Source organism: Marinococcus sp. LNHM4E3-1, assembly GCF_056034405.1.
Genome location: NZ_JBQLID010000001.1, coordinates 300874 through 322461, shown reverse-complemented (window position 1 = coordinate 322461; position 21588 = coordinate 300874). Strand labels below are relative to the sequence as shown.

Sequence of the window (21588 nt, the reverse complement as noted above, 5' to 3'; positions counted from 1 at the left end):
TCACTTTCATTTTAGTATGCATAGCAACTATTTATTCAAAAAATATATTCAATTCATTTAATCTGCATCTTTAGTACAACATATTTTTCCGGCTCCTGCAAAGAATCTACTCCGAGAGCCCCTACTCCCCCCAGAGACTCCCCGAAACATTTTTATTTATTTTGGCAAGCGTCTGTTCAAGCGCTTTGAGCTCTTCTGTGCTAATTCCCTTCGTCACGGCAGCGTTGAAACGCTCGGCCGCCGGGCGTACCTTTTCCTGAAGATGCCTTCCTTCTTCTGTCACAAACAGCTGCATGGCCCGCTGGTCCTCAGTCCCCGCCGCCCGCCGCACGAACTGCTTTTTTTCAAGCTGGGCGGCCATCCGGGCAACGTTGGTTTTATCCTTCTGCAGCTTGCGGGCTATATCGTTCTGGGTGCGGCCGTCTTCTTCCCACAAAAGCATCATGATAAGGTTCTGCTCCGGAGTAAGATTAAACGCCTGCAGTTCTTCTTTAATAAAGCTCGTTAATTTCAAATCGGTCTGATGGATCATAATGCTGATAAAATCTTCGGTATGCATCTGAATTCCTCCGTTGACTGATGGATTTAAAAAGAACAGTTAAAGCGAGTAACTTTATAAGCTCTATTTCCAATACCATTCCGGTATATTTCTATCAAAATAATGGTGGTCCTGAATAACTTCTTTACTGTACCTGAGCAACTTGTCATGCTGCACGTTACTTTCCCGGTATGCCCATACTATCGCTGATACGACATGAACGGCTGAATACAATGTATACAGCCTCCAAAAAAGGTTTTCATCAAATTCTGTTGCTTGAATATAACCATCGATACTTCCCCTACTGAACGCATGACTTACATTTTTCGTGAAAAAGCCGGTTTTTTGCAGATCATGCACCGGGTCACCCCAATCCATCCGGTCGAAATCTATAATTCCCTGGAACCGTCCTCCTGCTATCAACAGATTTGAGGGATGAAAATCATCGTGCTGGAATCTATTTGGGCGGTCTGCCATTAAATGTTCGTGCTTTTTGATATAAGTATACAGCAGATGCACCGTTTCCTGATCCACCCCTGTTTTATTCAACTGCTCGAAGTACCGGTCGATCTTTTTTGTTTTCACCGTTTTCCAATCAGGATATTCAGGTGGTGCTTCAAGCTCATGCAGCCTTGCAAGCTCTTTGGATGCTTCAAAACCTGCTTTGTACTGATCTTTTTGGGAAAGAGAAGAAAGCACTGCTTCTGCATCAACTCCCGGCAGATATGTCATCAGCATAAACGCCTGTTCATTTCCATCATCTAACTTCCGTTTTCCGATATCTATTGCACGTGGAATAAAGGAAGAATAATTTTCAAGCGTATTCAACACTTTGAACACATGCTTTCGTTCCCCAAGCCTCCCGACTGGAAAAGTCTTCAGCAAATATTTATCATCCAGAATAAATTTCCCGTTTCCTGAAAAGCCTTTTTGAATTGGTCGAATTGTTGAAGCGTATTTAATCGGGTCATACTCTCGAAAACCATCCGGTATCATTGCTATTCTCCTCCGCTCTATGCAGCCCCACTACGATAACATATCCGCTTTTTTTAAAGGCATTTTAACGTATTAATTGCTCGGTTTTGGCTATTCCGTTTTTTCTATATTAATCTCTGAATCTATTTTTATTTCCTGAGCGGCAGCACCGTCGAAGCCTTGACCTCCCGGAGCACGATGCTCGTCTGCAGCTGGGAGACGCCGAGCTGGTTCAGCTCCCGGATAAACGCCTCCAGCTCCTTGCGGCTGCGGTGGATCGTTTTCAGCATATAATCAAACGAGCCGGTCATGCAGTAGCACTCCATCACCTCCGGCATTTCCGATAAACGATGTTCGAGCTCGTTTAACTCCTGCGTCTGGTGAATGCTCGTACTCATAAATACCGTGCACAAAAGATCATACCCGAGCTTTTCCTGGTTGAGGATCGCCGTATACGAATCAATATATCCTTCCTGCTCCAGCCGTTTGACCCGGGCGTGGGTCGCCGGCGCCGAAAGGTTCACCCGCTGGGACAGCTCCAGGTTGCTGAGCCTCGTTTCCGTCTGCAGTAAATCAAGAATATGTACATCCACATCGTCTAACATGCGTTTCCCTCCCGAATAATATTCGTTTTCACCGTGCTTCTTTCACCTTAAACAAAAATAAATTCTTTTTCATGATCGTTTTATTAATAAATATTTTGTATTTATCATTTTATACAAAATAATATTTTATACAATCATTTTACATGATACATTTATTTCGTACAATATTACGGGAGGGAACAATCATGAAATACACCGCACTGCTGCTGCTCGCAAGCCTATGCTGGGGGAGCAATTTCATCGTTGGCGAAGGCTTGACCGCCTACGCTTCTCCCGTGACGCTGACGATTCTGCGCTACGGCATTGCTGTTTTCTGCCTGCTGCCCATCATTCTGTTCACAGAAAAACGCCTGCTTCCTGACAGAAAAGCGATTGTACCGCTGCTTCTGATGGGAATTACAGGCGTCGCACTATTTAATATTCTGCAGTTTACCGCGCTTGATTCATCCAATGCCACCAGCGTAAGTATTATCTCGACGATGAATACGCTGTCGATCGCCCTGTTTTCGGCGCTTCTTCTCCGTGAACGGCTGCGCGGCGCACAGATCACAGCCATGCTCATTTCCACCGCCGGCGTACTGCTCGTCGTGAGCGGCGGAAGTCTCACTGGCTTCTCTTTTGCCTCCGGCGATGTGTGGATGCTTGCGGCAGTGCTGGTTTTTGGGCTCTACTCAATCTGCAGCCGCTGGGCGACCACCATAGTGTCTCCGATGATGTCGGTCTGCTACTCCGGATTGTTCGGCGTACTCCTGCTGCTTCCAGTCAAAGGCTTTCAGATTCCGGTCCATCAGATCGATGCCGCATTTATCGGATCGATGCTGTTTTTAAGCATCATTGCCACGATTGTCTGTATGGTGCTGTGGGGAATAGGTGTGAAGCATTTGGGAGCGACAACCTCCGGGCTGTTTTTAAACTTTAATCCGCTGTTTACCGCCCTGCTTGCCTTTATCCTTTTTGGCGAACACCTCACCTGGGCGCAGGCGGCAGGCAGCGCCATCGTCATCGGCGGATGCACCGCGTTTTCCCTCTTCACGAAAAAACGCGGGAGACTGCTATCAGCTCCCGCGCTCCAAAAGCGTACAGCTTGAGGCGTTATCGTAATTAAGACTCGGCTGGAAGTGTCCGCACGAGATGTTCAAGCGCGTCATGCATCGACGTGGCCGGACGGCCGAGCAGCTTTTCAAAATCATTGCTTTCAATGTCGAGCGATCCGCTGCGGATGCCCTGCTGGATGCTTACAAGCATTGGTACAACCGCCTCCGGCATCCCGGCTTCCTTCATGATCTCCGCATATTCATCATCATCCACATGCTGCACTGGAATTTCTTTTCCGAGCACGTCTCCGAGTACGCTTACGAGCTCGTCCTGGGTGTGCGGACGGCCGGAAAGCTCGTAAACCGACTGCTGTACACCCTCTCCAGCGAGAGCCGCGGCCGCTGCTTCTGCGTAATCGAGCTGCAGCGCCCATCCTGTCCGGCCGGCCCCGGCAGCAGTAACCCACGGCGCCCCGTTCATGGCTCCCTGAATACCCGGCACTTCATTCTCAAAGTACCAGTTGTTGCGCAGAAACGCGTGCGGAATGCCGGTTTCAATGATTGCATTTTCGGCTGCTCGGTGCGGCGGAGCCAAAAACATCGTGCTGCTTTCTGCATGGCCGATACTTGTGTAGGCAATAAAGGAAACACCTGCCCGCGCCGCAGCTTCCACCGCGTTCGTATGCTGTCGTATTCTTGTATCATTATCTCCGTCTGTTGAAATAATCAGCAGCCGGTCCACGCCGGCAAACGCTTCGTCCAGACTTTGCGGATCGTCAAAATCGCCGCGGCGCACGTCCACCCCTGCTTCCTTCAGATCTTGGGCCTTGTCCGGGTTCCGTACGCTGACGGCCAGCTGATCAGCCGGCATCTTTTTCAGCAGCGACTGCATCACCTGGGATCCTAATTTGCCTGTTGCTCCGGTTACTAGTGCTTTCATCTGTCATTCCTCCATTTCTATTGTTAATTATAACCAAAACAGTTACATGCAGTACAACAAAACGACTGTCTTTTTAAATTTCGCCACAGCTATCCCAGCGTTAAAATCGCGAGCGCTGTAAGAAACAACGCATAGCTGCTGTAAACGGCAATTTTCCTCACCCGGCTGTTTGAAATGAAGCTGACCGCTGTCAATACACCGGCGAAGGCCAGCACCATGAGCATGATAAGCATTTTCTTCCTCCTTGGACCGCCCAGTTCGCAGCTGTTTTTCTTCTATTTAAATGGCACGCCTGTACCGGAGTGATACATAATCTTCGTCTTCCGTGTTCGCATACCCGATACGCTCTCCTTCGTACGTAAAGCCTCTGGCTTCATAAAAAGGAATCGCCAGCTGGTTGCCCTTCTGCACCGACACCCACTGCTCGGCCGACCCCCAGTTCTGCTGCTGGCGGGTTACCGCGCCGAGCAGTCTCGTGCCGATACCCTCATTCCGGTGGGCCGGATCCAGATACAGCACGTACAGTTCGGATTCCATTTCCCCAGTCATGCCACCGCCCGCAGCTCCTAATACTGTTTCATATTCCACAGCTGTAAAATAGCCACCCCAGTCGAGGCTTGTATGCTTCACCTCATCGAGCACTCTGGCTTCATTATAAAACTCCCGGCACACCCGCTCGAGATAATCATCGCTGCACAGCTTTCGGTACGTTGCCCAGGTCGCTTTTGTACAGACAGAAATAATGCCGGAGACATGCGAGGGTCCGGCCTGTTTGATATGTATCATCTTTTTCCTCCGGCATTACAATTTTATTAAAGCTTTTCCTTCGGTCTCTTTCATATTCTAAACGTTTTTCCTGCTTTTTAATATATGTTCCAGGGGAAAGATTAGCAACAGGTGCCCTGAGTCATTACTAAAGATAAACCTCCGACGGTAAAGCATCCGTCAGAGGCAGTTGGTAATATTTTCTTTTTATCTACTGTCCTGTGCCTGCTCCAGCCGTTCGAGCGCAATTGCTGACAGCATGTAATCAAAAAAATGGGTATCCTCTGCTGGGCTTGAAGCCTCGTAAAGCTCTCTCAACGGCTTCTCCCATTTTTCTGCTTCCTGGATATTGCCATTATCAATTTCCTGGATTAAAAGCAGGGCATACACGCTTGCCGCCTCATAATTAACGGATGGTTCCTCTGAGGTCCGGTCGTAACGGCCGTAAATTTTACCTTCCTCTTCGTACTTTTCATCTATCCACTGCGCCAGCGCTTCCTTTTCGGGTGCTTCCGGGTTCATCTGCTGCATAATCAGCACCTGGTCAATCATATTCACTTCCTCCAGGTTGTACGCCTCCGGCTGCTGCTCTACAGCATTATACGACTCCAGATAAAACACGCTGCCGCTGTCCTCCGCACGCTGAATGATCTGAAGTTTCTTCAGCGGCCACCCGAACTGCTTCCATATTTCAATGGAAAAATAACTAAAATGAATTTCCGGTGATACCTGGTGCTCCTGCCAGTCGTAATAGTCCCGCCAGCTTCCCTCCGAAAAATTATTGGCTCTCAGGCCATCCTGAATCGCCCTGGACAGCTCCGTATAGCTGCTATTATTAAACTCGGCGCCAGCCTGATCGAGCACGGAGGCAATACGAACGTCATCAATCAACGCATTGGTGAATGTATTGCTCCCCTCCTTCCACTGAACCAGCTTCCCGGAAGGAACCTTTTGCAGAAGCGGTTCCAGCCGTTCTGCTTCGTCCTGAAAAAGTTCCTCCCGGCCGGTCAGCAGCAGATACTCCAAATACAGACCCTCCGCTTCAGATAAATACTCCGCCCCGCCGGTCTTCGGGTAATTCTGAATTAAGCCATTGTCGCCCCGATACTGTTCCTCCACCGTACTTACCACCATATCCGTCTGATTGTACGCGTTGATGAAAGCAAACACCGCTGCAGCCATCATAATACTGGCTATCCCTATCATTAATTGTTTACGTGTCACGAGCTCCCGCCTTTAAACCGTTCCGTTTTGTCCCATTTAATCACTTTATGGCGCAGACGGCTTCCCACATAGGCATAAAAGCTTTTAGCGAGCAAAATCAAAAACAGCTGGGCGTAGGTGAAATACATCACGCTTCCTACGGCGACCTGCCTGGTCGTAACATCCCGCTCCAGCACCTGGGCGCTGAAAATCTGGCTCGTGTAAACAATATAGCTCATAAACCAGATCATCAAAAGCGGAACTGTAATCGCTGTGGTAAAAACATCAAAAAGACTGAGTACAAATAAAATATTGGATAAAAACAACAGGAGCACAAAAAACAGGTAGGTGATAATATGCTGAACCGAATGCAGCATGGTCGTTCTGTTCCAGAACGAAAAATCCTTGAACGATTTTTCCAGCAGATAAATGTTGCCAATTAACCAGCGCGTGCGCTGACGCAGAAAAATGGAGATCGTTTCCGGCTCCTGTTCCCACGTCTTAGCCTCCGGCACTACCGGTAGCCTCCATCCCTTCGCCGCCACCCGGATGGTTAATTCCGCATCCTCGGCGAGAGCATATTCATCGTAACCGCCAAGCTTTTTCATCGCTTCCACTTCAAGCAGCATATTCGTACCAGCCAGAGACCCCATTTTCCACCAGTACCAGCGTCCGCTCTGCATCAGCAGCTGGAACACCTGAAACTCAAGGGCGATCATGCGCGTCAGTAAATTTTTCCTGGCGTTGATCGTTTTCACGTAGCCTACCGCCCCTACTGCTCTGTCGGTTTGTTCCGCAGCCTCCACCAGCTGTTTAACCGCCCCGGGCTCCGGCTGATTATCGGCATCATACACAAGAAAATATTTCGTGTCGATAAAGCTCAGGCCGTAGTTCAGCACCCGCGACTTCCCCTTCGGCTCCCCCGGGGGCACCTGAATGTAGTGAATACGGGAAAACATCCGGCTGTAAGCAAGGCCGATCTCTTCCGTTTCATCAGATGAATTGTCATCAAGCAGAAATACCCGAAGCTCCCCGGGATAATCCAGCGCGTTCATCGCCTGCAGCGTTTCCTTCATAACCACCCCTTCATTATGGGCAGGGATAAATATCGAAACGGAAGGATAGTCATTCAGTTCTTTATAAGGATACAGCCGCCGCCTGTGAATAACGCCGCCTACCGCCAGCCATGAATAATACAGCAAAAGGGCCCAGAAAAAGCTCATCACGCATATAAAAAATATTGTCACTTCAGGCCCCCGCCTTCTGCTGTTGTAAATGCTCCCGCGTTGCTTCGAGACTGTAGCTCTGTATTTCAGCATAACGCAGCTCATACGGCGGTTCTATCATTGATACCTTTTCCTTGCAGTTTTCGTTAATCCGCTCGAGCACAATGCGCAGCCCCTTTTCATCCGTGTTCTGCAAAAACATCGTAAAGCTTTGGTCCCCGTTATTGGTTACCAGATCAAACCGGCTCCGGATCGAATCGATTAACACGCCGCTCATAACCTCCTGCAGTGCATCCTGCGTGTAGACAGAGCTGCGGAGCATGACTTCAACGAGAAATCCCTGCTCCCGGCGCCTTTGCATACCTGTTAAAAACAATTCCGCCTGATTGTTAAATTCACTGTTGGAAAGCATCATCAGCTCACCCTGGTATTTTTCCAGCTCCCTTACTTTCTGGCGCAGCGAATGGTTTTCCTCCACAGCTGTTTTCACCGAAACGAAAAACAGCCAGAACGAAATAACAAAGATGCTGAAAAGAATATGATGAAGAATTAATTCCTCCTGGGGAGGCGCTCCAGCAAAAAACATGCTCCACCCTGTCAGAAAAAATCCATACACCAGCACTGACACGAATGCAGCGGGAAAAATCAACCGTGTGGGAAGTAAAATTACGACCCCCAGCAGCAGGCCGATGACAGCTGTTACCATCAAACTAAGCACGGAGCTGCCGAACCATATCAGCGCCAGCATAGACAGAGCCATAAGACCGGACAACAGCACCATAGACTGAATAATTCTCATATTATTCTCTCCCTGCAGTCTGCGCGGAAGCGTAGTGCTTTTCCAGCATGCTGATAATTCGTTCTGCGGCTCTACCATCGCCATACGGGTTAATGCCGCCTGCCATCTGCTGATAGCTTTGTTCATCGGTTAAAAGGTCTACGACGCACTGAACAATGGCTTCACGATTTGTTCCAACAAGCTTTAAAACCCCTGCAGCAACCCCTTCCGGGCGCTCGGTCTGATCCCTGAGCACAAGCACCGGCTTATTCAGAGAGGGTGCTTCCTCCTGAACGCCTCCGGAATCTGTCAAAATAAGCATCGAACGGGAGACAATATTATGAAAATCAACCGTGTTTAGCGGATCTGTTAAATGGATCCGCGGATGGTTTTGAAGCATTTGTTCAGCAAGCTCACGAACAGCAGGATTTTTATGAACCGGAAACAGGATATGTATATCCGGAAAAAAGTCGAGAATATCGTGCAGGGCCAGGAAAATATTCTTCATATTAACGCCGAGGTTTTCTCTGCGGTGCACAGTAACCAGTATAAAATCATGCCCGTTTATATGCTCCAGCAGTTCATGCTTATACTGCTTCTTTAATGTGAAACTTAAGCAGTCAATGGCCGTGTTGCCGGTCACATGTATGCCCGCAGCATCAATATTTTCCGCCAGTAAATTTTGTTTGGCTAATTCCGTCGGTGCAAAATGCCAATCCGCCAATCTCGACACCAGCTGTCGGTTCATTTCCTCCGGATACGGCGCGTATTTATCATATGTACGAAGCCCGGCCTCGATATGCCCGATATCTACCTTTTGATAAAAAGCCGCCAGACTGGCAGCTAACGTCGTCGTTGTGTCCCCGTGCACCAAAACGACAGAAGGCTGTTCGCGCTGCATGACCGGCTCCAGACGCTCCAGTACTTTGGAGGTAATACCTGTAAGTGTCTGGCTTTTCTCCATCACCTTCAGGTCTACATCCACCTGCAGCTCAAACAGCTCCAGCGCCTGCTCAACCATTTCTTTATGCTGACCGGTCGTTACCAGGGTCAATTCAAATTGCTCATTTTCTGAAATTTCATGTACGACCGGAGCCATTTTTATAACCTCCGGCCGGGTTCCGACTACACACATTATTTTGCATAGATCACTCACATTCGTGCCTCCAGTATAATATTTTCGGTATAAAATATTATACTGTTATTAACAAAAATTTCCTATGATACAAACCTATTGAACTGTGACACAAAAAAATCCTCTCCAGCTCTGGAGAGGATTTCTGCTTAGTGCTATTGATTAGTCGACTACTGTTACTTCGACGTCCTGACGGCCGAAGGAATAAGCGTCAGATTTAGTCGGAACGTGGATGTCAATGCGGTCGTTATTAATCGCACCGCCAGTGTCTGCTGCTTCATACGTACCCATGCCTTCGATTTTCACTGTAGAACCGAGTGGGATAACGTCTGGGTCCACAGCGATAACGTTCGCGTCACGGTCGTTGTTCAGGTTAACGCCAGTTGCCGTGATGCCGCTGCAGCCTGCACATTCAGCTGTGTATGCCGTAGCTTCCATGGTCATTGTGTCGCCACCGCTTGTGCTGTTCGAGGACTCGGAAGTCGAAGCGCCAGCTACTTCTTCGCTGGAGGAATCAGATGAGCTGGAGCCGCCAAGAGCTGCCTGCGTTTCCGGTCCTGCTACACCGAAGTAGTTGCCGGCAGAAGAAGAAATGCCGTTATCTGCCTGAAATTCTTTTACAGCACTTTCAGTTCTCGGTCCAAATGTAGAACCAGTATAGCCGTGGAAATAGCCTTTTTCCTTTAGCGTGTCCTGAAGCTCCGCAACAGAAGAGTTAACGTCTCCTCTTTCCATTTGGCCGTGGTCGCTGATGGATGCGTCCGCTGCCTGTGGTGCTCCGAATACTACGCCTGCTGTAATTGCTGTTCCAAATAATGTTTTTTTCATCATGTTGATTCAACCTCCGAGGTAAAAATATTTTTTTCGTCCCGATGACGATTCCCAATGAATTGTTTGCCTATATGATTACTTACCTTTACGTCACTATTGCATGAATTAAGTTGGTTGTTAAATGTAGTTGATTGCTGAATTACTTATGTGCTTTCTCTCAAACACAACGCTTCCGATTATGACGCGGGGGCTTGATAATATCAACAGCATTAATTTAGTTGTAATCTCCTCTTAATAAACTTTCATTTTATGTAAAAAAAGCAGGCCCAAGGGCCTGCTTCGAAGCTTTGATGAGATATAAACAGCGGTTTATCCACCAGAATTTGTCACAAAATATTACAATCAGATTACCGTCTTCAAAATGAAGGCAGGTAATTCTTCTTGATTCAAAGCATTTAACGCGGTTGTGCCAGTATTTTCATCACATTCAAGTGCAAAAACGAATATTTACAGTTTGTCTGTAATATTTCTATTGAATATCGATTTGTTTTTTATTCACAGACCGTTTTTCTTCTTTTGGAAGCTGCAGCTTCAGTACGCCGTTTTCAAAAGAAGCCTGGATGTCGTCATCCTTAACATTCTCAAGTGTTATACGCCGGCGGAATTCGCCGTAGCTGCGTTCTCTGTGCACGTAGTCGTCATGGTCAATGTCCTGCTTTTCCTCCCGCTTCGCGCTTATCGAAAGCACCGGTGCTTCATATTCCACCCGGATATTTTCCTTTCGAAAGCCAGGGAGCTCCGCTTCCACTACGTATTCTTTGTCTTCTTCACGAACATCCAGCTTAAACTTGTTCATATCCTGAAGCGGCTCCAAAAAGCGGTCATTCAGCAAATCTCCAAATCCAAAACCACGGGACAGGTCCGGGAAAAACCCACGATTACGGCGATTAGGTGTTAAATCTGCCATCATGCATTCCTCCTTATTCGAAGTAATGGTGTTTTCATTATTAATTATATACGCTCATTATGGATATTAAACTATTTTCCGAAAAAAAATTTTAGAAAAAACATCCCTCCCTGCGATAGGAAAGGATGCTTCAGAGTTACTATTTCTTCAGCTTTTTCGGCAGCTTGCCCTTTGCTTTTTTCTTCAGGAGCTTTTTCTGCTTCGCCAATTTTTTCGGTGTGCTCTTCTTTTTGTTTAAAATATAACGCGGTTTTTTCGATTTTTTCTTTTTGTCCTTTTTCTTGCCTTTATTATCGTCATCCGGCGTCAGGCCTTTTTTAATCTTACGTGTGATAAGCGGAAGGGATCCGCCGATCAGACTGCCTGTAGCCACCCAGCCGTAGCCTTTATTTTCCTTATTATTTTCGTTTTTCTCTGCCATGTAATCATCTCCTTTGATAGTTGAATTGGCTAGTAACGTTTGTACTTTATAAATGCTCCCGCTTAAAAAAGCAATTGCTCATACATATCTATTTTCCGAACTATTAATATTTCAAACAAATTTTCACGATAAAATGCCTTTTCCGCCTCTATATTTGCACATAAATATGGATATTTCCCTTTATTTTTAAAAGCAGGAACGCTCCGTTATAAATATTCCCGAAACAGCGAATAGCCGCCAAGGCCGACGATCATACACACAGTAATTGTAGTAAAAGTATAAATGACGTCCCCTGATTCAAATGCCCCGCTTCGCGCTCCCGCAATAACTGCACTTACCAGGGAAACCACACCTGCAATGAGCACATATCCGACTGTAATCAGCACATGCATTTTCCAATTCGCCGGTTCAAGCACTGCGTATAAAGCGAAGGAGACGAGCACCACCGGGATTAATAATAGAAAAAGAACTGTCACTGCTTCTGTAAACATTGTCATAAGCTTTCATTCTTCACACATCGCTTGTTTTTAATAACATCAGCTGTAAGCCATCCCGATCCCATTACGGCCACCACAGCTAGCGGTATCATAATGAACAGGTTTTCAATTTCAAAATAGTTCATGCCTATAATTACAGTGATTGATGTGATTAATGCAGCTAAAAGTATTATTTGCCGGACACTCATTGAAAAACCTCCTTAAGGGAAAATATATGACCAGTTATATTGATTCTTCGTACGGTTAAAGAGATATATGTATACTTGAAACAGCCTTAATTTTTCCAGTTGATTTCTAATAAAAAGGAGCTCCTATCGTGACTACAGCAATGATCATTCTCATTATTTTTCTTCTTACACTAATTATTGATAATAGAATGCGAAAGAAAACACGTGTCCCCTACCGAAGAAACAACTACCGGATGCAGGAAGAAAAGTTTCTGGGGGCTAAGATTTATGCCACCGTTTTTACACTTTTCCTTTTTATTCTTTTTATCGGTACCGAAAAAACAGCATGGGTTTTCCCGGCACTGGGTTTCCATTTTGCGCTACTGTCCCTGCTCGATGGCATAGAAGAAAAGCGCAATATCCCTCAGGAACGCAAGCACTGGCATTCCTTTTTTATCAGCATTGTTTCCGCATTAATCGGCATAATCGCTCTGGCAGAACTTATGCTTTACTGAATACGTTTCAACTAAAATAGAAGCTCCAGTGCAAGGTAAGAAACAATAAAATACAAAATAGTTACACCAGTTACAATATATTCTTTTGCTTCTCTGGCAAAATGCCATTCGAGCCACGCTTCAGCAGCCCCAAATAATGCCAGAAGAGAAATAAGAAAGAGGGAAAAGTAGGCTCGAGCATACATATCCATTGTAAAAACAAGCACAGCTATCAGCACAATTGCCACAACCAACACTGCATAAGACCAATATTGTCCTTTAGTATCTCTGAGCGATACTGCTTCTTTTGGTACGATCCATACCTTAAGCAGAAAACTCATTAAGAGACCAAGAACTCCTGCGACAGGAAAAAAATCCGGCATGTTATCACCCTTTTCCAACCCGGCTAATCATCTCCGCAAGCATAAAGCTCATCGTGCTCATAAGCAGCAGAGTGACCAATACTTTAAACCATACTGCTTCCATTCGGTTTATGCTCTCCTTTGCCCCACCGCTGTAATTCCATATGAGCCAAATGTTGGCTATCAATAATAATGGGAAGGATATGACAGTGTTCCCCAAATAGCTTTGCCCGCTTAAAGCCAAAATGTTGAGGATAAACACCCAAATAAAAACCAGACCATTCAACAAGAATACCAGCGTCGTACGCATTCGATTGTGCCTCGCTTCCATGCCCTTCCCCCTACTTTTTATAACCTAAAATATTACAAATTAGTGTAGCAAAGATTTCCTTTTCTGCCTACCTCTCCTATGTTTTCCTACAAAAAAACCGCCGGCAGTTTTCTGCCGGGCGGATTAATTGATTCGTTATACTTTTTGGTACGCTACGCGGGATGCAGCTTCCGCAACTTCCTTGAGTCCAGCGTCGATGATTTCCTCTGCCTGGTCCGGGTTGGCATTATGGCCTTCGATTACTACTTCATCTACGATATCCATACCGTACAGACCGCCAAAAATGTTCTGCATGTACGCAAGCGCCATGTCCATGCCGGCCATTTCCGGAGCGGAATACACGCCGCCGCGGGCGTTCAGAAAGATTACTTTTTTCTCCGGCATCAGCGGAATCAGCGCACCTTCCTGGCTGTATTTAAACGTGTAGCCGGCTTCAGCGATATAGTCAATAAAGGTCTGAAGCTTAGCAGGAATTGTCAGGTTCCACAGCGGAAAGGCAAATACGACCAGATCAGCAGCGCTGAAGGCGTCCTTTGCTTTCTGCTTGGCGGCAAGCACCCGGCGGTCCATCTCGGTTGGCTCCCCGTCTGTCGCAAGGCGGCCGAAAGCGTCAAAGAAGTCCTGGCCGAAATACGGGGTATCCTCTTCAAACACGTCGTAGGTCTCGACGTTCAATGCGCCCGCATTCTGGACGTTTTCCAGAAACGTTTCGTACATTTTCGTGGAAATGCCATCCGGGCGGTTATTTGCTTTTACTAGTAATACGTTCACAGCTATCCCTCTTTTTCTTAAATGTTTAATTTTTCTCTGCTTCTATTATTTTAGTCGCTCCGTTCGCGAAAACAAGTACGCACTTAAAAGTGGTATAGTTCCCTTGAGGGTACCAATGACGGATTTCAAAGAGTGTAAGCAAAAAAGTTCGCTTTCATGGTGGAACATGGTAGTATGTACATACTGAATTGCATGCAAGGAAATACTTACATACCTGCTTTGTAAAATCATACTAAGGAGTGGCATTAATGAAAAAAGAAGTCGAATTTTGTCAGTTTCAGGAGGCGCTCGGTATCCTAGTCGGCAAATGGAAGCCTGTCATCCTTGTGCATCTGCTTAATGACGGTACGCAGCGCTTCAGCGTATTAAAACGAAAAATGCCGGGCATCACCCAGCGCATGCTCACCAAGCAGCTGCGCGAGCTCGAGCATGAAGATATTATCCAGCGCGTCATTTATCCGGAAATTCCGCCCAAGGTAGAGTATTCCATTACCGAATACGGCCGGAGCCTGGAGCCGATACTCGAAGCGATGCACGAGTGGGGCAGCTCCCACGTTGCCCGCAAGCAGGCAGAGGAGCCGGAGACCCAGGAGGAAAAACTCTCCTAAAAATTAAGCACCCATCTCCCGCTAATCCGGGAAATGGGTGCTTTTCGTCTGTATTTATTAATTTGCGTTCAAGCCGCCGGTCGCGCTGTATACGTGACCGGTCACATAGCTTGCCTGATCAGAGGCGAGGAATACGTAGATACCGGAAAGCTCCGCCGGCTGACCGGCACGTCCAAGCGGTGTCTCCGGCGTTTCTTCCCCAAATTTCGGGATATTTTCAGCCGGCTGGCCGCCGGAAATCTGGAGCGGAGACCAAAACGGTCCCGGCGCGACCGAGTTTACCCGGATGCCCTGGGAGGCTACCTGCTTGGCCAGTGCTTTCGTAAATCCGATGATAGTGCTTTTGGTCGCCGCATAATCCAGAAGCATTGGCGACGGATCGTAGCCTTCAACGGACGTCGTTGTGATGATCGATCCGCCCTCCGGCATATGCGGCAGTGCTTCCTGTGTCATCCAGTACATGGAAAACACGTTCGTTTCAAACGTGGAAACAATCTGTTCGGTCGTAAGGTCTGCAATGTCTTTCACGGCCTGCTGTTTGCCGGCGACAAGTGCCAGAATGTCTAGGCCGCCGAGTTCGTCCACCGCGGACTGCACGAGTTCGCGGGAGAACGTTTCGCTTCTTAGATCTCCCGGAAGAAGCACTGCTTTACGACCAGCCTGTTCAATCATTTCCTTCACGTCCTGGGCGTCCGGCTCCTCGTCTGGCAGATAGTTGATCGCCACATCAGCACCTTCACGGGCGTACGCAATCGCCGCCGCCCGGCCGATGCCGGAATCGCCGCCGGTAATGAGCGCTTTTCGCCCCTTCAGCTGTCCGGTGCCCTCATAGCTGCTTTCGCCGCAGTCCGGCTGCGGATTCATATATTTCTGCACACCAGGCGGGTCCTGGTACTGCTTTGGATAATCGTCATGATAATACTGTTTACGTGGATCCTGTGTCATGCTGAAAATCTCCTTTATTTACATAACTTATTTACATGGTTTTTCATTTCCTTTTCATGACAAATTGAAACATCCAACAGTATTTTCACCAAAAAATTTACATAATGTCTGCTATGCAGCATCCTCCAAATGAGTTTTTTAGGAATAACCTGAAGAAGAAAGGGAATGTAATATCAAGAGCAGAAATAAGTCATATACATGCGATTACCTATTCGAAAAGCAGCCTATTAACCTATAGAGGGAGTGTGTACTATGGTTAGTGTTGAAATCGATATGGTAGTAACTGATAGTTTAAAAGCCCTGGAGCTGTACGAAAAAATATTTGAGATTGAAACAATGGAGGTGTCAGACTTTCCCCGGGGTGAAAATGAAGTACTTTTCACTCTGTATGATGTCCCGTTCCATCTATTGGATGAAAACCCGGCCTTCCATTTGACCGCTCCCACCCTGGATGACCCGAAAACACTCTGGTTCAACATCACGGTCCCAGATATCGAGGCGACATACGAAAAAGCCATCAACGCTGGCTGCAGTGAAGTACAGCCGGTCACGAATCTGCCTGATCACGGCGTAGCAAATGCTGTTTTTATGGATACCTTTGGTTATATCTGGATGCTGCATCAGGTGTATGAGGAAGTGAGTATTGAGGAGCGTAAGCGGCTCTGGGAGGAAAAACGTGCGAATTAACAAACAACGAATCAACAGTTATTCTGCAAAATAAGCAGCCGCTTCCTGAAAATTAACAGGAAGCGGCTTTTTTTATATTCCTAGGCTTCAGTCTTATCCGGTAAAAATATCGCCCTGCGGGTAACGCACGTGCGTTTTTTTCGGTTTGGCCAGTGAAAAGGCGAGCGTCACTGAGCCTATCCGGCCGACAAACATAATGAGGATAATTACTACTTTTCCAATCATGCTTAGGTCCTCGGTGAGTCCCATTGTAAGGCCGACCGTACCAAATGCTGAGAACACTTCAAATACGATGTATTCAAATGAAGCCTGCTCGGTGAGCGATAAAATAAATATCCCCGAAAACACGACGGCAAATCCAAGTACAGTAATCGCGAGCGCTCGTTCAATAATGGCCGGAGCGATGCGGCGGCGGAAGGCGGTTAGATCTTCCTCTCGTTTAATGTATTTCACCGCAGCCAGAATGATTACCAGAAATGTTGTCAGTTTAATCCCGCTTGCGGTCGAAGCGCTGCCGGCACCGATGAACATAAGCATCATAATGAATACGATTGTCTGAATCTGCATATCGGCAATGTTGACGGTATTAAATCCGGCAGTCCTCGGCGATACCGCCTGGAAATAGGATGTCCACAGCTGCTCCCCGAGCGAAAGTGATGTTGTTGTCTGTGGATTAATATATTCAAACAAAAATACAATAGTTACGGCTGCAACGTTCAGTGCCAGTGTACCGACGATCATCAATTTCGAATGCAGCGTCAGAGTGCGGAATTTTCGTTTTTCCCACACATCATACAGTACCGTGAACCCGATACCGCCGATAATAAACGAGGAAGAGATCGCAATATTCACCGCTGGATTGCCGGCGTACTGCATCAGATTGCTGTCCCAGAGCGCGAAGCCGGCGTTGTTAAAGGCAGAAACCGCGTGAAACACGCTGTAGTACAGGCCTTTGCTCCACCCGTACTCCGGCACCCACTGGGTGGCAAGTGCGGCGGCTGCGAGCGATTCCACGCTCAAAGAAAAAATCACAAGAATCTGCACAAGCTTCACGATTCCGCCCATCGCCGGCTGATTCAGTGACTCCTGAACGAGGAGCCGGCTGCGCAGACCAATGCGTTTACCGAGCAGAAGCACAATAAACACCGTAACCGCCATAAACCCAAGCCCGCCAAGCTGGATCATGACCATAATTACGGTCTGGCCGAACACCGTAAACCCGTTTCCCGGGCTGACCGTTACCAGGCCGGTTACGGTCGTTGCAGAGGATGCCGTAAACAACGCATCAATTACGCTGATCGGGCTCGTGACGGATATAGGAAGCATTAACAGCGCCGTCCCCAGGGTAATGACAACAAGAAAGCCCGAGGCAAGAATCTGCGGAGGCGTCATGCTCCGCATTAACCATGATAGAAAATTCATTTCACATCGCTCGATTCTGCAAAAGGTAGTACTGCGGTTGAGAAACTATTTCTGGCTTGAAAAATATTCCTTCTGTTTTTTCTATCATACAAAAATCTCTGCTGTTTAACTATCTTTTTTTATCTGCTTTTACTCTCTCTTCGATTCCTACCTGCGCCCCTCCCCGCCACCGGGTGTAACCTTCCAAAATAGAACAACTGTCGTTAAAAACAAAAAACCCGAATCGTGGACACTGGTTACTGTGTCCACGATTCAGGCTTTGTTTAACCAAAAGCAGGCTTTCATTATTCATCCACCACCGAGGCGGTGACCACCAGTCTCTCCCGATGAGTGCCGGCGTCATTGTCAAACTCTCCAGTGCATGTGATCAGCTGCAGCGTCCGTTCGCTGGAGGCGCCAAAAATCTGCTGGATGGGAGCATCGTCATACGGATAAGATGCGGCTGATTCCACTTCAAACGTAATCGTTTCTCCGTTATCACCGGTTACTTCGATTAAGTCTCCCTTCTTGAGTTTATCGAGATGGTAAAATACCGCAGGACCGGAGCGGTCATTCACATGGCCTGCGATGACCGCATTTCCCTGCTGTCCCGGTTTAAATCCCGGCGAAAACCAGCCGGTGTCCTCCCCGTTATCCGGTACTTCCATGCCGCCGTTTTCCGTGTATCCCATATCATCCACTGCCGCTTTTAGGTCAATTGAGCTTATTCTGATTTCTGCCGGTGAAATCGACTGCGCTGATGAAACTGTTTGTGTTTCTGTCCGCTTCCCGATTTCCGAAGCTTTTTCCCCTTCTATCGACGCTTCTGAATATGCCGTTTCCGCTTCCGTAAATTCCTCTGAGCTTCCGGTTAAAAAAAGAATCAGGATAGCGAAGAGAATGCTATGAAGAAGCGCCCGCGCGGCGGCGTGCATAGTATCCAACCCCGAGACCAGCTGCCAGCAGGCCAGCCAATCCATACATCATCATGTTATCTGTTCCAGCTGCTCCAGTCTGTGGCATTTCAGATGGCATACTTTCACTGGAAGGGGTTGCCAGTATAATTGCATCAAGTTCCGGATCGCCCTCTGCAAAACCAACCGCAAGCACGGAATAGTTCATGCCTTCTTCAAGCTCTGTTCCAGCAAGGTCGAGTACTACATCCTCGGTTCCTGTTGGACGTACTTCGAGATCATAGGATCCGGCTTCCACTTCCATATAATCCGTCACTCCGGTAAACGGAGCGTCTTCAAACAAAATGTCTCCGTCTGTTACCGCGACATCAACATTTGGAGCGTCAGGAGAAAAGTGTGCGACTCTTACGTTCGCCATTCCCTCTGCTGCTTCCTGATTGTCCTCGAGCACGCTCAGCTCAATGTCTTCCAGCGTGTTTATGGCTGCTGCTGTGTAAGCTTCGCCCTCTTCCACATCAAGTGTGCCTGACAATACAGGATCGCCTTCGCCTTCTTCACCAGCAGCAAATATTTCTACCTCGCGCTCACCTTCCGGTACTTCCAGATAATCAGTTGCATCCTTGAAGGCCGCCCCTTCGACTACAGCCTCTCCATCAACGTAAACATCAACCTCGGGTGCATCAGGAGAAGCGTGAACAATTCTTACCATCCCGCTGTCTTCCGAGGCGCCTTCCTCCGTATCATGACTGTCGGCCAACGCTGTGCCTCCTCCAGCTAAACTAAACACCAGCGCACCAGTTAACATGGATCCAGCAACCTTTTTCATTTCTCCGCCTTCTTTCCAAATAGGATGTGTTTCTCCGGGGCGGGTACTATGCAACCAATTATCAGAAGCATAGTTGGTTTTAATATATCCTTTTTTGCTAATCTTCAAACGTTGATTTCACAATTTTCAAACAAATATTTCTGCATAAATATAAAAAGAGGCATCGGCTGCCAATAGAATGAGAAAAGCACCCTGCTGTCAGGATGCTTTTCTCAGGTTGGACTTATTTAATTGCCATTATTGGATCGTTTTTAACAGTTCGTAAGCTTCCTCGTCAGATGCAGTATTTAATAACTGCTCCCGGAAGGAATCATCCATCAGCTTTCTCGACAGCATCTGGAGTATTTTCAGATGATCCTCTCCCTGTCTCTCTACAGGGACAGCAATCATAAATATTAGATTGGCTTCTGTCTTATCCGCACTGTCCCAGTCGACGCCCTGCGTCTGTCTTCCAAAGGTTACCGCAGGCTCCTTCACAGTATCCGATTTTCCGTGAGGTATAGCAATTCCCATTCCAAGTCCTGTACTGCTTTCTTCCTCTCTCGCCAGAATCGCGTTTTTGAACATTTCCTCTGATTCCACTATCCCCTGCCGGTCGAGCATGTGTATCATTTCATCCACTACTTCATTTCGCGTCTGGCCATGCAGGTTTGTATTTACAAGATCAGGCGTCATAATATCTTTTAACTGAGTAATCTGCTTATCCTTATTATGATGCGTTTCCGGAGCAGGAGCCGCTTCTGCAGAAGTTCTTTCAGCGACCTCCGTGGAATTATTTTCCTCAGGAACCCCGGCGTACGCTACATCCCGTTTCAGGGTGTTAATAAGCAGCGCCGTCACGATGGTACCGACAATTGCAGCTACGAAGAACATGAGAATGTTATCCACCGCGCCGAGCACAGCAACGATAGGACCACCGTGGGCCACCCGGTCGCCGACTCCTGATAGCATAGCAATAACAGAGCCAGTCATCGAACCGACAACGATACTCGGTATTACCCGAAGCGGATCCTGGGCCGCGAATGGAATGGCCCCTTCCGTGATCCCAAACAGACCCATCGTAAACGAGGCTTTTCCTGTTTCGCGTTCGGCCTGCTGGTATTTCCTTTTGTTTAAAAATGTCGCAAGCCCCATGCCAAGCGGCGGAATACAAATGGCTACAGCAATGGCCCCCATGATTTCGTAATTTCCTTCGGCAATCATGGCAGCTCCAAATAGAAATGCTACTTTATTAAACGGTCCACCCATATCTACGGCAATCATTCCGCCCAGTATCAGTGCAAGTAGAAAGGAGCTGGCCCCCTGCATGCCCTCAAGCCACTGGGTCAATCCTTCAAAAATGCCCGCAACCGGTGCTCCGATAATGAAAATGAACAGCAGTCCGACCGCTAGTGAAGCAAGTATCGGAATGAAAATAATAGGCATTACAGGCTGTATGGCCTTTGGCACCTTGATTTTCTTAATACCGAGGGCGATATACCCGGCGAGAAAACCAGCAATAATACCGCCGATGAATCCGGCCCCGGCCTCACTTCCGTAGAAGCTTCCGTTAACGGCAATGTAGCCTCCGATAATCCCCGGAGCCAGTCCCGGCCGGTCCGCAATGCTTACTGCGATAAAGCCAGCCAGTATAGGAACCATAAAACTGAAGGAGGCTGCCCCGAGATTTTCAATCTGCTTCCAGAAGGAATCTTCAGGAATTTGTATCCCTTCCGGGGTCTGATTGCCGCCTAAAGCTAAAGAAATAGCAATAAGCAGCCCCCCGACCACAATAAACGGAATCATATAGGAAACACCATTCATTAAGTGCTTATACACGGGGTTTTCCTTATCTTTCTTTTTGGCTTTCACTGTTTCCGCATTTGGCATCGCACCTTTGTAAACGGATACATTTCCTTCCATAATTCGCTCAATTAAATCCTTCGGCTGGCGTATCCCGTCCTGCACGCCTACCACCAGTAAAGTCTTTCCGCCGAAACGCTCTTTGGAGACTTCCTTGTCACTGGCAATAATAATGCCGTCTGCTTCCGCAATATCCTGCTCTGTTAGTTCATTTTCCACACCGATAGAGCCCTGGGTTTCCACTTTGATTTCAACGCCAAGCTCGCTTCCGGCTTTCTGTAGATTTTCAGCCGCCATGTATGTATGGGCAATGCCAACCGGACAGGCGGTGACCGCTAGTACCTTCATCCGTTTCCCTCCTCTGTAATTTCTGTTTTCATCATAA

Annotated in this window: 27 protein-coding genes; 4 read left to right on the top strand and 23 right to left on the bottom strand. The window is 47.4% G+C overall.

Annotated elements, in window-relative coordinates; genetic code table 11:
- Nucleotides 1–121: 121 nt before the first annotated feature.
- The 3 genes from ACTRXI_RS01540 to ACTRXI_RS01530 form a co-directional block, all read right to left on the bottom strand.
- Entirely contained in the window at nucleotides 122–559 is a 438-nt protein-coding gene (locus ACTRXI_RS01540) for a MarR family winged helix-turn-helix transcriptional regulator (RefSeq protein WP_474260723.1), read from the bottom strand.
- Nucleotides 560–622: 63 nt separating this feature from the next.
- Nucleotides 623–1534, bottom strand: coding sequence for an aminoglycoside phosphotransferase family protein (locus tag ACTRXI_RS01535; RefSeq protein ID WP_474260721.1), 912 nt, complete (start codon nucleotides 1532–1534; stop codon nucleotides 623–625).
- 128 nt (nucleotides 1535–1662) lie between these two features.
- Complete coding sequence (locus tag ACTRXI_RS01530) at nucleotides 1663–2118, bottom strand: Lrp/AsnC family transcriptional regulator (protein ID WP_474260719.1); 456 nt, start codon at nucleotides 2116–2118, stop codon at nucleotides 1663–1665.
- 185 nt (nucleotides 2119–2303) lie between these two features.
- Here ACTRXI_RS01530 and ACTRXI_RS01525 point away from each other — a divergent pair, with 185 nt between their 5' ends.
- Entirely contained in the window at nucleotides 2304–3206 is a 903-nt protein-coding gene (locus ACTRXI_RS01525; RefSeq protein ID WP_474260717.1) for a DMT family transporter, read from the top strand.
- A gap of 13 nt (nucleotides 3207–3219) precedes the next feature.
- On the opposite strand, the gene ACTRXI_RS01520 is transcribed toward ACTRXI_RS01525, so the two are convergent.
- From ACTRXI_RS01520 to ACTRXI_RS01465, 12 genes are all read right to left on the bottom strand, one after another.
- Entirely contained in the window at nucleotides 3220–4092 is an 873-nt protein-coding gene (locus ACTRXI_RS01520) for an SDR family oxidoreductase (RefSeq protein WP_474260716.1), read from the bottom strand.
- Nucleotides 4093–4181: 89 nt separating this feature from the next.
- Nucleotides 4182–4325, bottom strand: coding sequence for a hypothetical protein (locus ACTRXI_RS01515; protein WP_474260715.1), 144 nt, complete (start codon nucleotides 4323–4325; stop codon nucleotides 4182–4184).
- A gap of 46 nt (nucleotides 4326–4371) precedes the next feature.
- Nucleotides 4372–4878 carry a GNAT family N-acetyltransferase gene (locus tag ACTRXI_RS01510; protein ID WP_474260714.1) on the bottom strand — a complete coding sequence of 169 codons (507 nt, stop codon included), beginning with the start codon at nucleotides 4876–4878 and terminating at the stop codon, nucleotides 4372–4374.
- A gap of 186 nt (nucleotides 4879–5064) precedes the next feature.
- A complete protein-coding gene (locus tag ACTRXI_RS01505) occupies nucleotides 5065–6081 on the bottom strand; it encodes a hypothetical protein (RefSeq protein WP_474260713.1) in 1017 nt (338 codons plus the stop codon).
- The gene (locus ACTRXI_RS01500) at nucleotides 6078–7307 is read right to left on the bottom strand and encodes a glycosyltransferase family 2 protein (RefSeq protein WP_474260712.1); all 1230 of its coding nucleotides are present in this window, start codon (nucleotides 7305–7307) and stop codon (nucleotides 6078–6080) included. The genes ACTRXI_RS01505 and ACTRXI_RS01500 overlap by 4 nt, the downstream gene beginning before the upstream one ends.
- A gap of 1 nt (nucleotide 7308) precedes the next feature.
- Nucleotides 7309–8085, bottom strand: a complete 777-nt coding sequence (locus tag ACTRXI_RS01495) for a hypothetical protein (RefSeq protein ID WP_474260710.1) — start codon at nucleotides 8083–8085, stop codon at nucleotides 7309–7311.
- A gap of 1 nt (nucleotide 8086) precedes the next feature.
- Nucleotides 8087–9199: a non-hydrolyzing UDP-N-acetylglucosamine 2-epimerase gene (gene wecB, locus ACTRXI_RS01490; RefSeq protein ID WP_474260837.1), complete on the bottom strand. Its 1113-nt coding sequence runs from the start codon at nucleotides 9197–9199 to the stop codon at nucleotides 8087–8089.
- A 162-nt stretch (nucleotides 9200–9361) separates the two neighbouring features.
- The gene (locus tag ACTRXI_RS01485; protein ID WP_474260709.1) at nucleotides 9362–10030 is read right to left on the bottom strand and encodes a 3D domain-containing protein; all 669 of its coding nucleotides are present in this window, start codon (nucleotides 10028–10030) and stop codon (nucleotides 9362–9364) included.
- Nucleotides 10031–10499: 469 nt separating this feature from the next.
- Nucleotides 10500–10937, bottom strand: a complete 438-nt coding sequence (locus tag ACTRXI_RS01480; RefSeq protein ID WP_474260708.1) for an Hsp20/alpha crystallin family protein — start codon at nucleotides 10935–10937, stop codon at nucleotides 10500–10502.
- Between the two features lie 139 nt (nucleotides 10938–11076).
- A complete protein-coding gene (locus ACTRXI_RS01475) occupies nucleotides 11077–11358 on the bottom strand; it encodes a hypothetical protein (protein WP_474260707.1) in 282 nt (93 codons plus the stop codon).
- 206 nt (nucleotides 11359–11564) lie between these two features.
- Nucleotides 11565–11855: a hypothetical protein gene (locus tag ACTRXI_RS01470; protein ID WP_474260706.1), complete on the bottom strand. Its 291-nt coding sequence runs from the start codon at nucleotides 11853–11855 to the stop codon at nucleotides 11565–11567.
- Entirely contained in the window at nucleotides 11852–12043 is a 192-nt protein-coding gene (locus tag ACTRXI_RS01465) for a hypothetical protein (protein WP_474260705.1), read from the bottom strand. The genes ACTRXI_RS01470 and ACTRXI_RS01465 overlap by 4 nt, the downstream gene beginning before the upstream one ends.
- A 128-nt stretch (nucleotides 12044–12171) precedes the next feature.
- Between ACTRXI_RS01465 and ACTRXI_RS01460 the strand changes: the two genes are divergently transcribed.
- The gene (locus ACTRXI_RS01460) at nucleotides 12172–12537 is read left to right on the top strand and encodes a hypothetical protein (protein ID WP_474260704.1); all 366 of its coding nucleotides are present in this window, start codon (nucleotides 12172–12174) and stop codon (nucleotides 12535–12537) included.
- A gap of 11 nt (nucleotides 12538–12548) precedes the next feature.
- On the opposite strand, the gene ACTRXI_RS01455 is transcribed toward ACTRXI_RS01460, so the two are convergent.
- From ACTRXI_RS01455 to ACTRXI_RS01445, 3 genes are all read right to left on the bottom strand, one after another.
- Nucleotides 12549–12899, bottom strand: coding sequence for a DUF4181 domain-containing protein (locus ACTRXI_RS01455; RefSeq protein ID WP_474260703.1), 351 nt, complete (start codon nucleotides 12897–12899; stop codon nucleotides 12549–12551).
- Between the two features lie 4 nt (nucleotides 12900–12903).
- Entirely contained in the window at nucleotides 12904–13209 is a 306-nt protein-coding gene (locus ACTRXI_RS01450; protein WP_474260701.1) for a hypothetical protein, read from the bottom strand.
- Between the two features lie 135 nt (nucleotides 13210–13344).
- The gene (locus ACTRXI_RS01445) at nucleotides 13345–13980 is read right to left on the bottom strand and encodes an FMN-dependent NADH-azoreductase (RefSeq protein ID WP_474260700.1); all 636 of its coding nucleotides are present in this window, start codon (nucleotides 13978–13980) and stop codon (nucleotides 13345–13347) included.
- Between the two features lie 248 nt (nucleotides 13981–14228).
- On the opposite strand from ACTRXI_RS01445, the gene ACTRXI_RS01440 reads away from it, so the two are divergent.
- Nucleotides 14229–14588 (top strand): winged helix-turn-helix transcriptional regulator, encoded by a 360-nt coding sequence (locus ACTRXI_RS01440; protein WP_474260699.1) that lies wholly within the window; start codon nucleotides 14229–14231, stop codon nucleotides 14586–14588.
- Between the two features lie 57 nt (nucleotides 14589–14645).
- Here ACTRXI_RS01440 and ACTRXI_RS01435 read toward each other — a convergent pair whose 3' ends face one another.
- A complete protein-coding gene (locus ACTRXI_RS01435) occupies nucleotides 14646–15533 on the bottom strand; it encodes an SDR family oxidoreductase (RefSeq protein WP_474260698.1) in 888 nt (295 codons plus the stop codon).
- A gap of 252 nt (nucleotides 15534–15785) precedes the next feature.
- Between ACTRXI_RS01435 and ACTRXI_RS01430 the strand changes: the two genes are divergently transcribed.
- The gene (locus tag ACTRXI_RS01430; RefSeq protein WP_474260697.1) at nucleotides 15786–16220 is read left to right on the top strand and encodes a VOC family protein; all 435 of its coding nucleotides are present in this window, start codon (nucleotides 15786–15788) and stop codon (nucleotides 16218–16220) included.
- Nucleotides 16221–16313: 93 nt separating this feature from the next.
- On the opposite strand, the gene ACTRXI_RS01425 is transcribed toward ACTRXI_RS01430, so the two are convergent.
- From ACTRXI_RS01425 to ACTRXI_RS01410, 4 genes are all read right to left on the bottom strand, one after another.
- A complete protein-coding gene (locus tag ACTRXI_RS01425; RefSeq protein ID WP_474260696.1) occupies nucleotides 16314–17642 on the bottom strand; it encodes a TrkH family potassium uptake protein in 1329 nt (442 codons plus the stop codon).
- Between the two features lie 284 nt (nucleotides 17643–17926).
- On the bottom strand, nucleotides 17927–18556 hold the full coding sequence (locus tag ACTRXI_RS01420; RefSeq protein ID WP_474260836.1) for a class F sortase: 630 nt from the start codon (nucleotides 18554–18556) through the stop codon (nucleotides 17927–17929).
- Nucleotides 18525–19361: a DUF4397 domain-containing protein gene (locus tag ACTRXI_RS01415; RefSeq protein ID WP_474260695.1), complete on the bottom strand. Its 837-nt coding sequence runs from the start codon at nucleotides 19359–19361 to the stop codon at nucleotides 18525–18527. The genes ACTRXI_RS01420 and ACTRXI_RS01415 overlap by 32 nt, the downstream gene beginning before the upstream one ends.
- A gap of 237 nt (nucleotides 19362–19598) precedes the next feature.
- A complete protein-coding gene (locus ACTRXI_RS01410) occupies nucleotides 19599–21551 on the bottom strand; it encodes a fructose-specific PTS transporter subunit EIIC (RefSeq protein ID WP_474260694.1) in 1953 nt (650 codons plus the stop codon).
- Nucleotides 21552–21588: the final 37 nt, after the last annotated feature.

What these genes read in the sequence shown, in the direction of transcription:
- ACTRXI_RS01540 (WP_474260723.1), bottom strand. Translation starts at nt 559, where the DNA reads ATGCATACCGAAGATTTTATCAGCATTATGATCCATCAGACCGATTTG.
- ACTRXI_RS01535 (WP_474260721.1), bottom strand. Translation starts at nt 1,534, where the DNA reads ATGATACCGGATGGTTTTCGAGAGTATGACCCGATTAAATACGCTTCA.
- ACTRXI_RS01530 (WP_474260719.1), bottom strand. Translation starts at nt 2,118, where the DNA reads ATGTTAGACGATGTGGATGTACATATTCTTGATTTACTGCAGACGGAA.
- ACTRXI_RS01525 (WP_474260717.1), top strand. Translation starts at nt 2,304, where the DNA reads ATGAAATACACCGCACTGCTGCTGCTCGCAAGCCTATGCTGGGGGAGC.
- ACTRXI_RS01520 (WP_474260716.1), bottom strand. Translation starts at nt 4,092, where the DNA reads ATGAAAGCACTAGTAACCGGAGCAACAGGCAAATTAGGATCCCAGGTG.
- ACTRXI_RS01515 (WP_474260715.1), bottom strand. Translation starts at nt 4,325, where the DNA reads ATGCTTATCATGCTCATGGTGCTGGCCTTCGCCGGTGTATTGACAGCG.
- ACTRXI_RS01510 (WP_474260714.1), bottom strand. Translation starts at nt 4,878, where the DNA reads ATGATACATATCAAACAGGCCGGACCCTCGCATGTCTCCGGCATTATT.
- ACTRXI_RS01495 (WP_474260710.1), bottom strand. Translation starts at nt 8,085, where the DNA reads ATGAGAATTATTCAGTCTATGGTGCTGTTGTCCGGTCTTATGGCTCTG.
- wecB (WP_474260837.1), bottom strand. Translation starts at nt 9,199, where the DNA reads ATGTGTGTAGTCGGAACCCGGCCGGAGGTTATAAAAATGGCTCCGGTC.
- ACTRXI_RS01485 (WP_474260709.1), bottom strand. Translation starts at nt 10,030, where the DNA reads ATGATGAAAAAAACATTATTTGGAACAGCAATTACAGCAGGCGTAGTA.
- ACTRXI_RS01480 (WP_474260708.1), bottom strand. Translation starts at nt 10,937, where the DNA reads ATGGCAGATTTAACACCTAATCGCCGTAATCGTGGGTTTTTCCCGGAC.
- ACTRXI_RS01475 (WP_474260707.1), bottom strand. Translation starts at nt 11,358, where the DNA reads ATGGCAGAGAAAAACGAAAATAATAAGGAAAATAAAGGCTACGGCTGG.
- ACTRXI_RS01470 (WP_474260706.1), bottom strand. Translation starts at nt 11,855, where the DNA reads ATGACAATGTTTACAGAAGCAGTGACAGTTCTTTTTCTATTATTAATC.
- ACTRXI_RS01465 (WP_474260705.1), bottom strand. Translation starts at nt 12,043, where the DNA reads ATGAGTGTCCGGCAAATAATACTTTTAGCTGCATTAATCACATCAATC.
- ACTRXI_RS01455 (WP_474260703.1), bottom strand. Translation starts at nt 12,899, where the DNA reads ATGCCGGATTTTTTTCCTGTCGCAGGAGTTCTTGGTCTCTTAATGAGT.
- ACTRXI_RS01450 (WP_474260701.1), bottom strand. Translation starts at nt 13,209, where the DNA reads ATGGAAGCGAGGCACAATCGAATGCGTACGACGCTGGTATTCTTGTTG.
- ACTRXI_RS01440 (WP_474260699.1), top strand. Translation starts at nt 14,229, where the DNA reads ATGAAAAAAGAAGTCGAATTTTGTCAGTTTCAGGAGGCGCTCGGTATC.
- ACTRXI_RS01435 (WP_474260698.1), bottom strand. Translation starts at nt 15,533, where the DNA reads ATGACACAGGATCCACGTAAACAGTATTATCATGACGATTATCCAAAG.
- ACTRXI_RS01430 (WP_474260697.1), top strand. Translation starts at nt 15,786, where the DNA reads ATGGTTAGTGTTGAAATCGATATGGTAGTAACTGATAGTTTAAAAGCC.
- ACTRXI_RS01425 (WP_474260696.1), bottom strand. Translation starts at nt 17,642, where the DNA reads ATGAATTTTCTATCATGGTTAATGCGGAGCATGACGCCTCCGCAGATT.
- ACTRXI_RS01420 (WP_474260836.1), bottom strand. Translation starts at nt 18,556, where the DNA reads ATGCACGCCGCCGCGCGGGCGCTTCTTCATAGCATTCTCTTCGCTATC.
- ACTRXI_RS01415 (WP_474260695.1), bottom strand. Translation starts at nt 19,361, where the DNA reads ATGAAAAAGGTTGCTGGATCCATGTTAACTGGTGCGCTGGTGTTTAGT.
- ACTRXI_RS01410 (WP_474260694.1), bottom strand. Translation starts at nt 21,551, where the DNA reads ATGAAGGTACTAGCGGTCACCGCCTGTCCGGTTGGCATTGCCCATACA.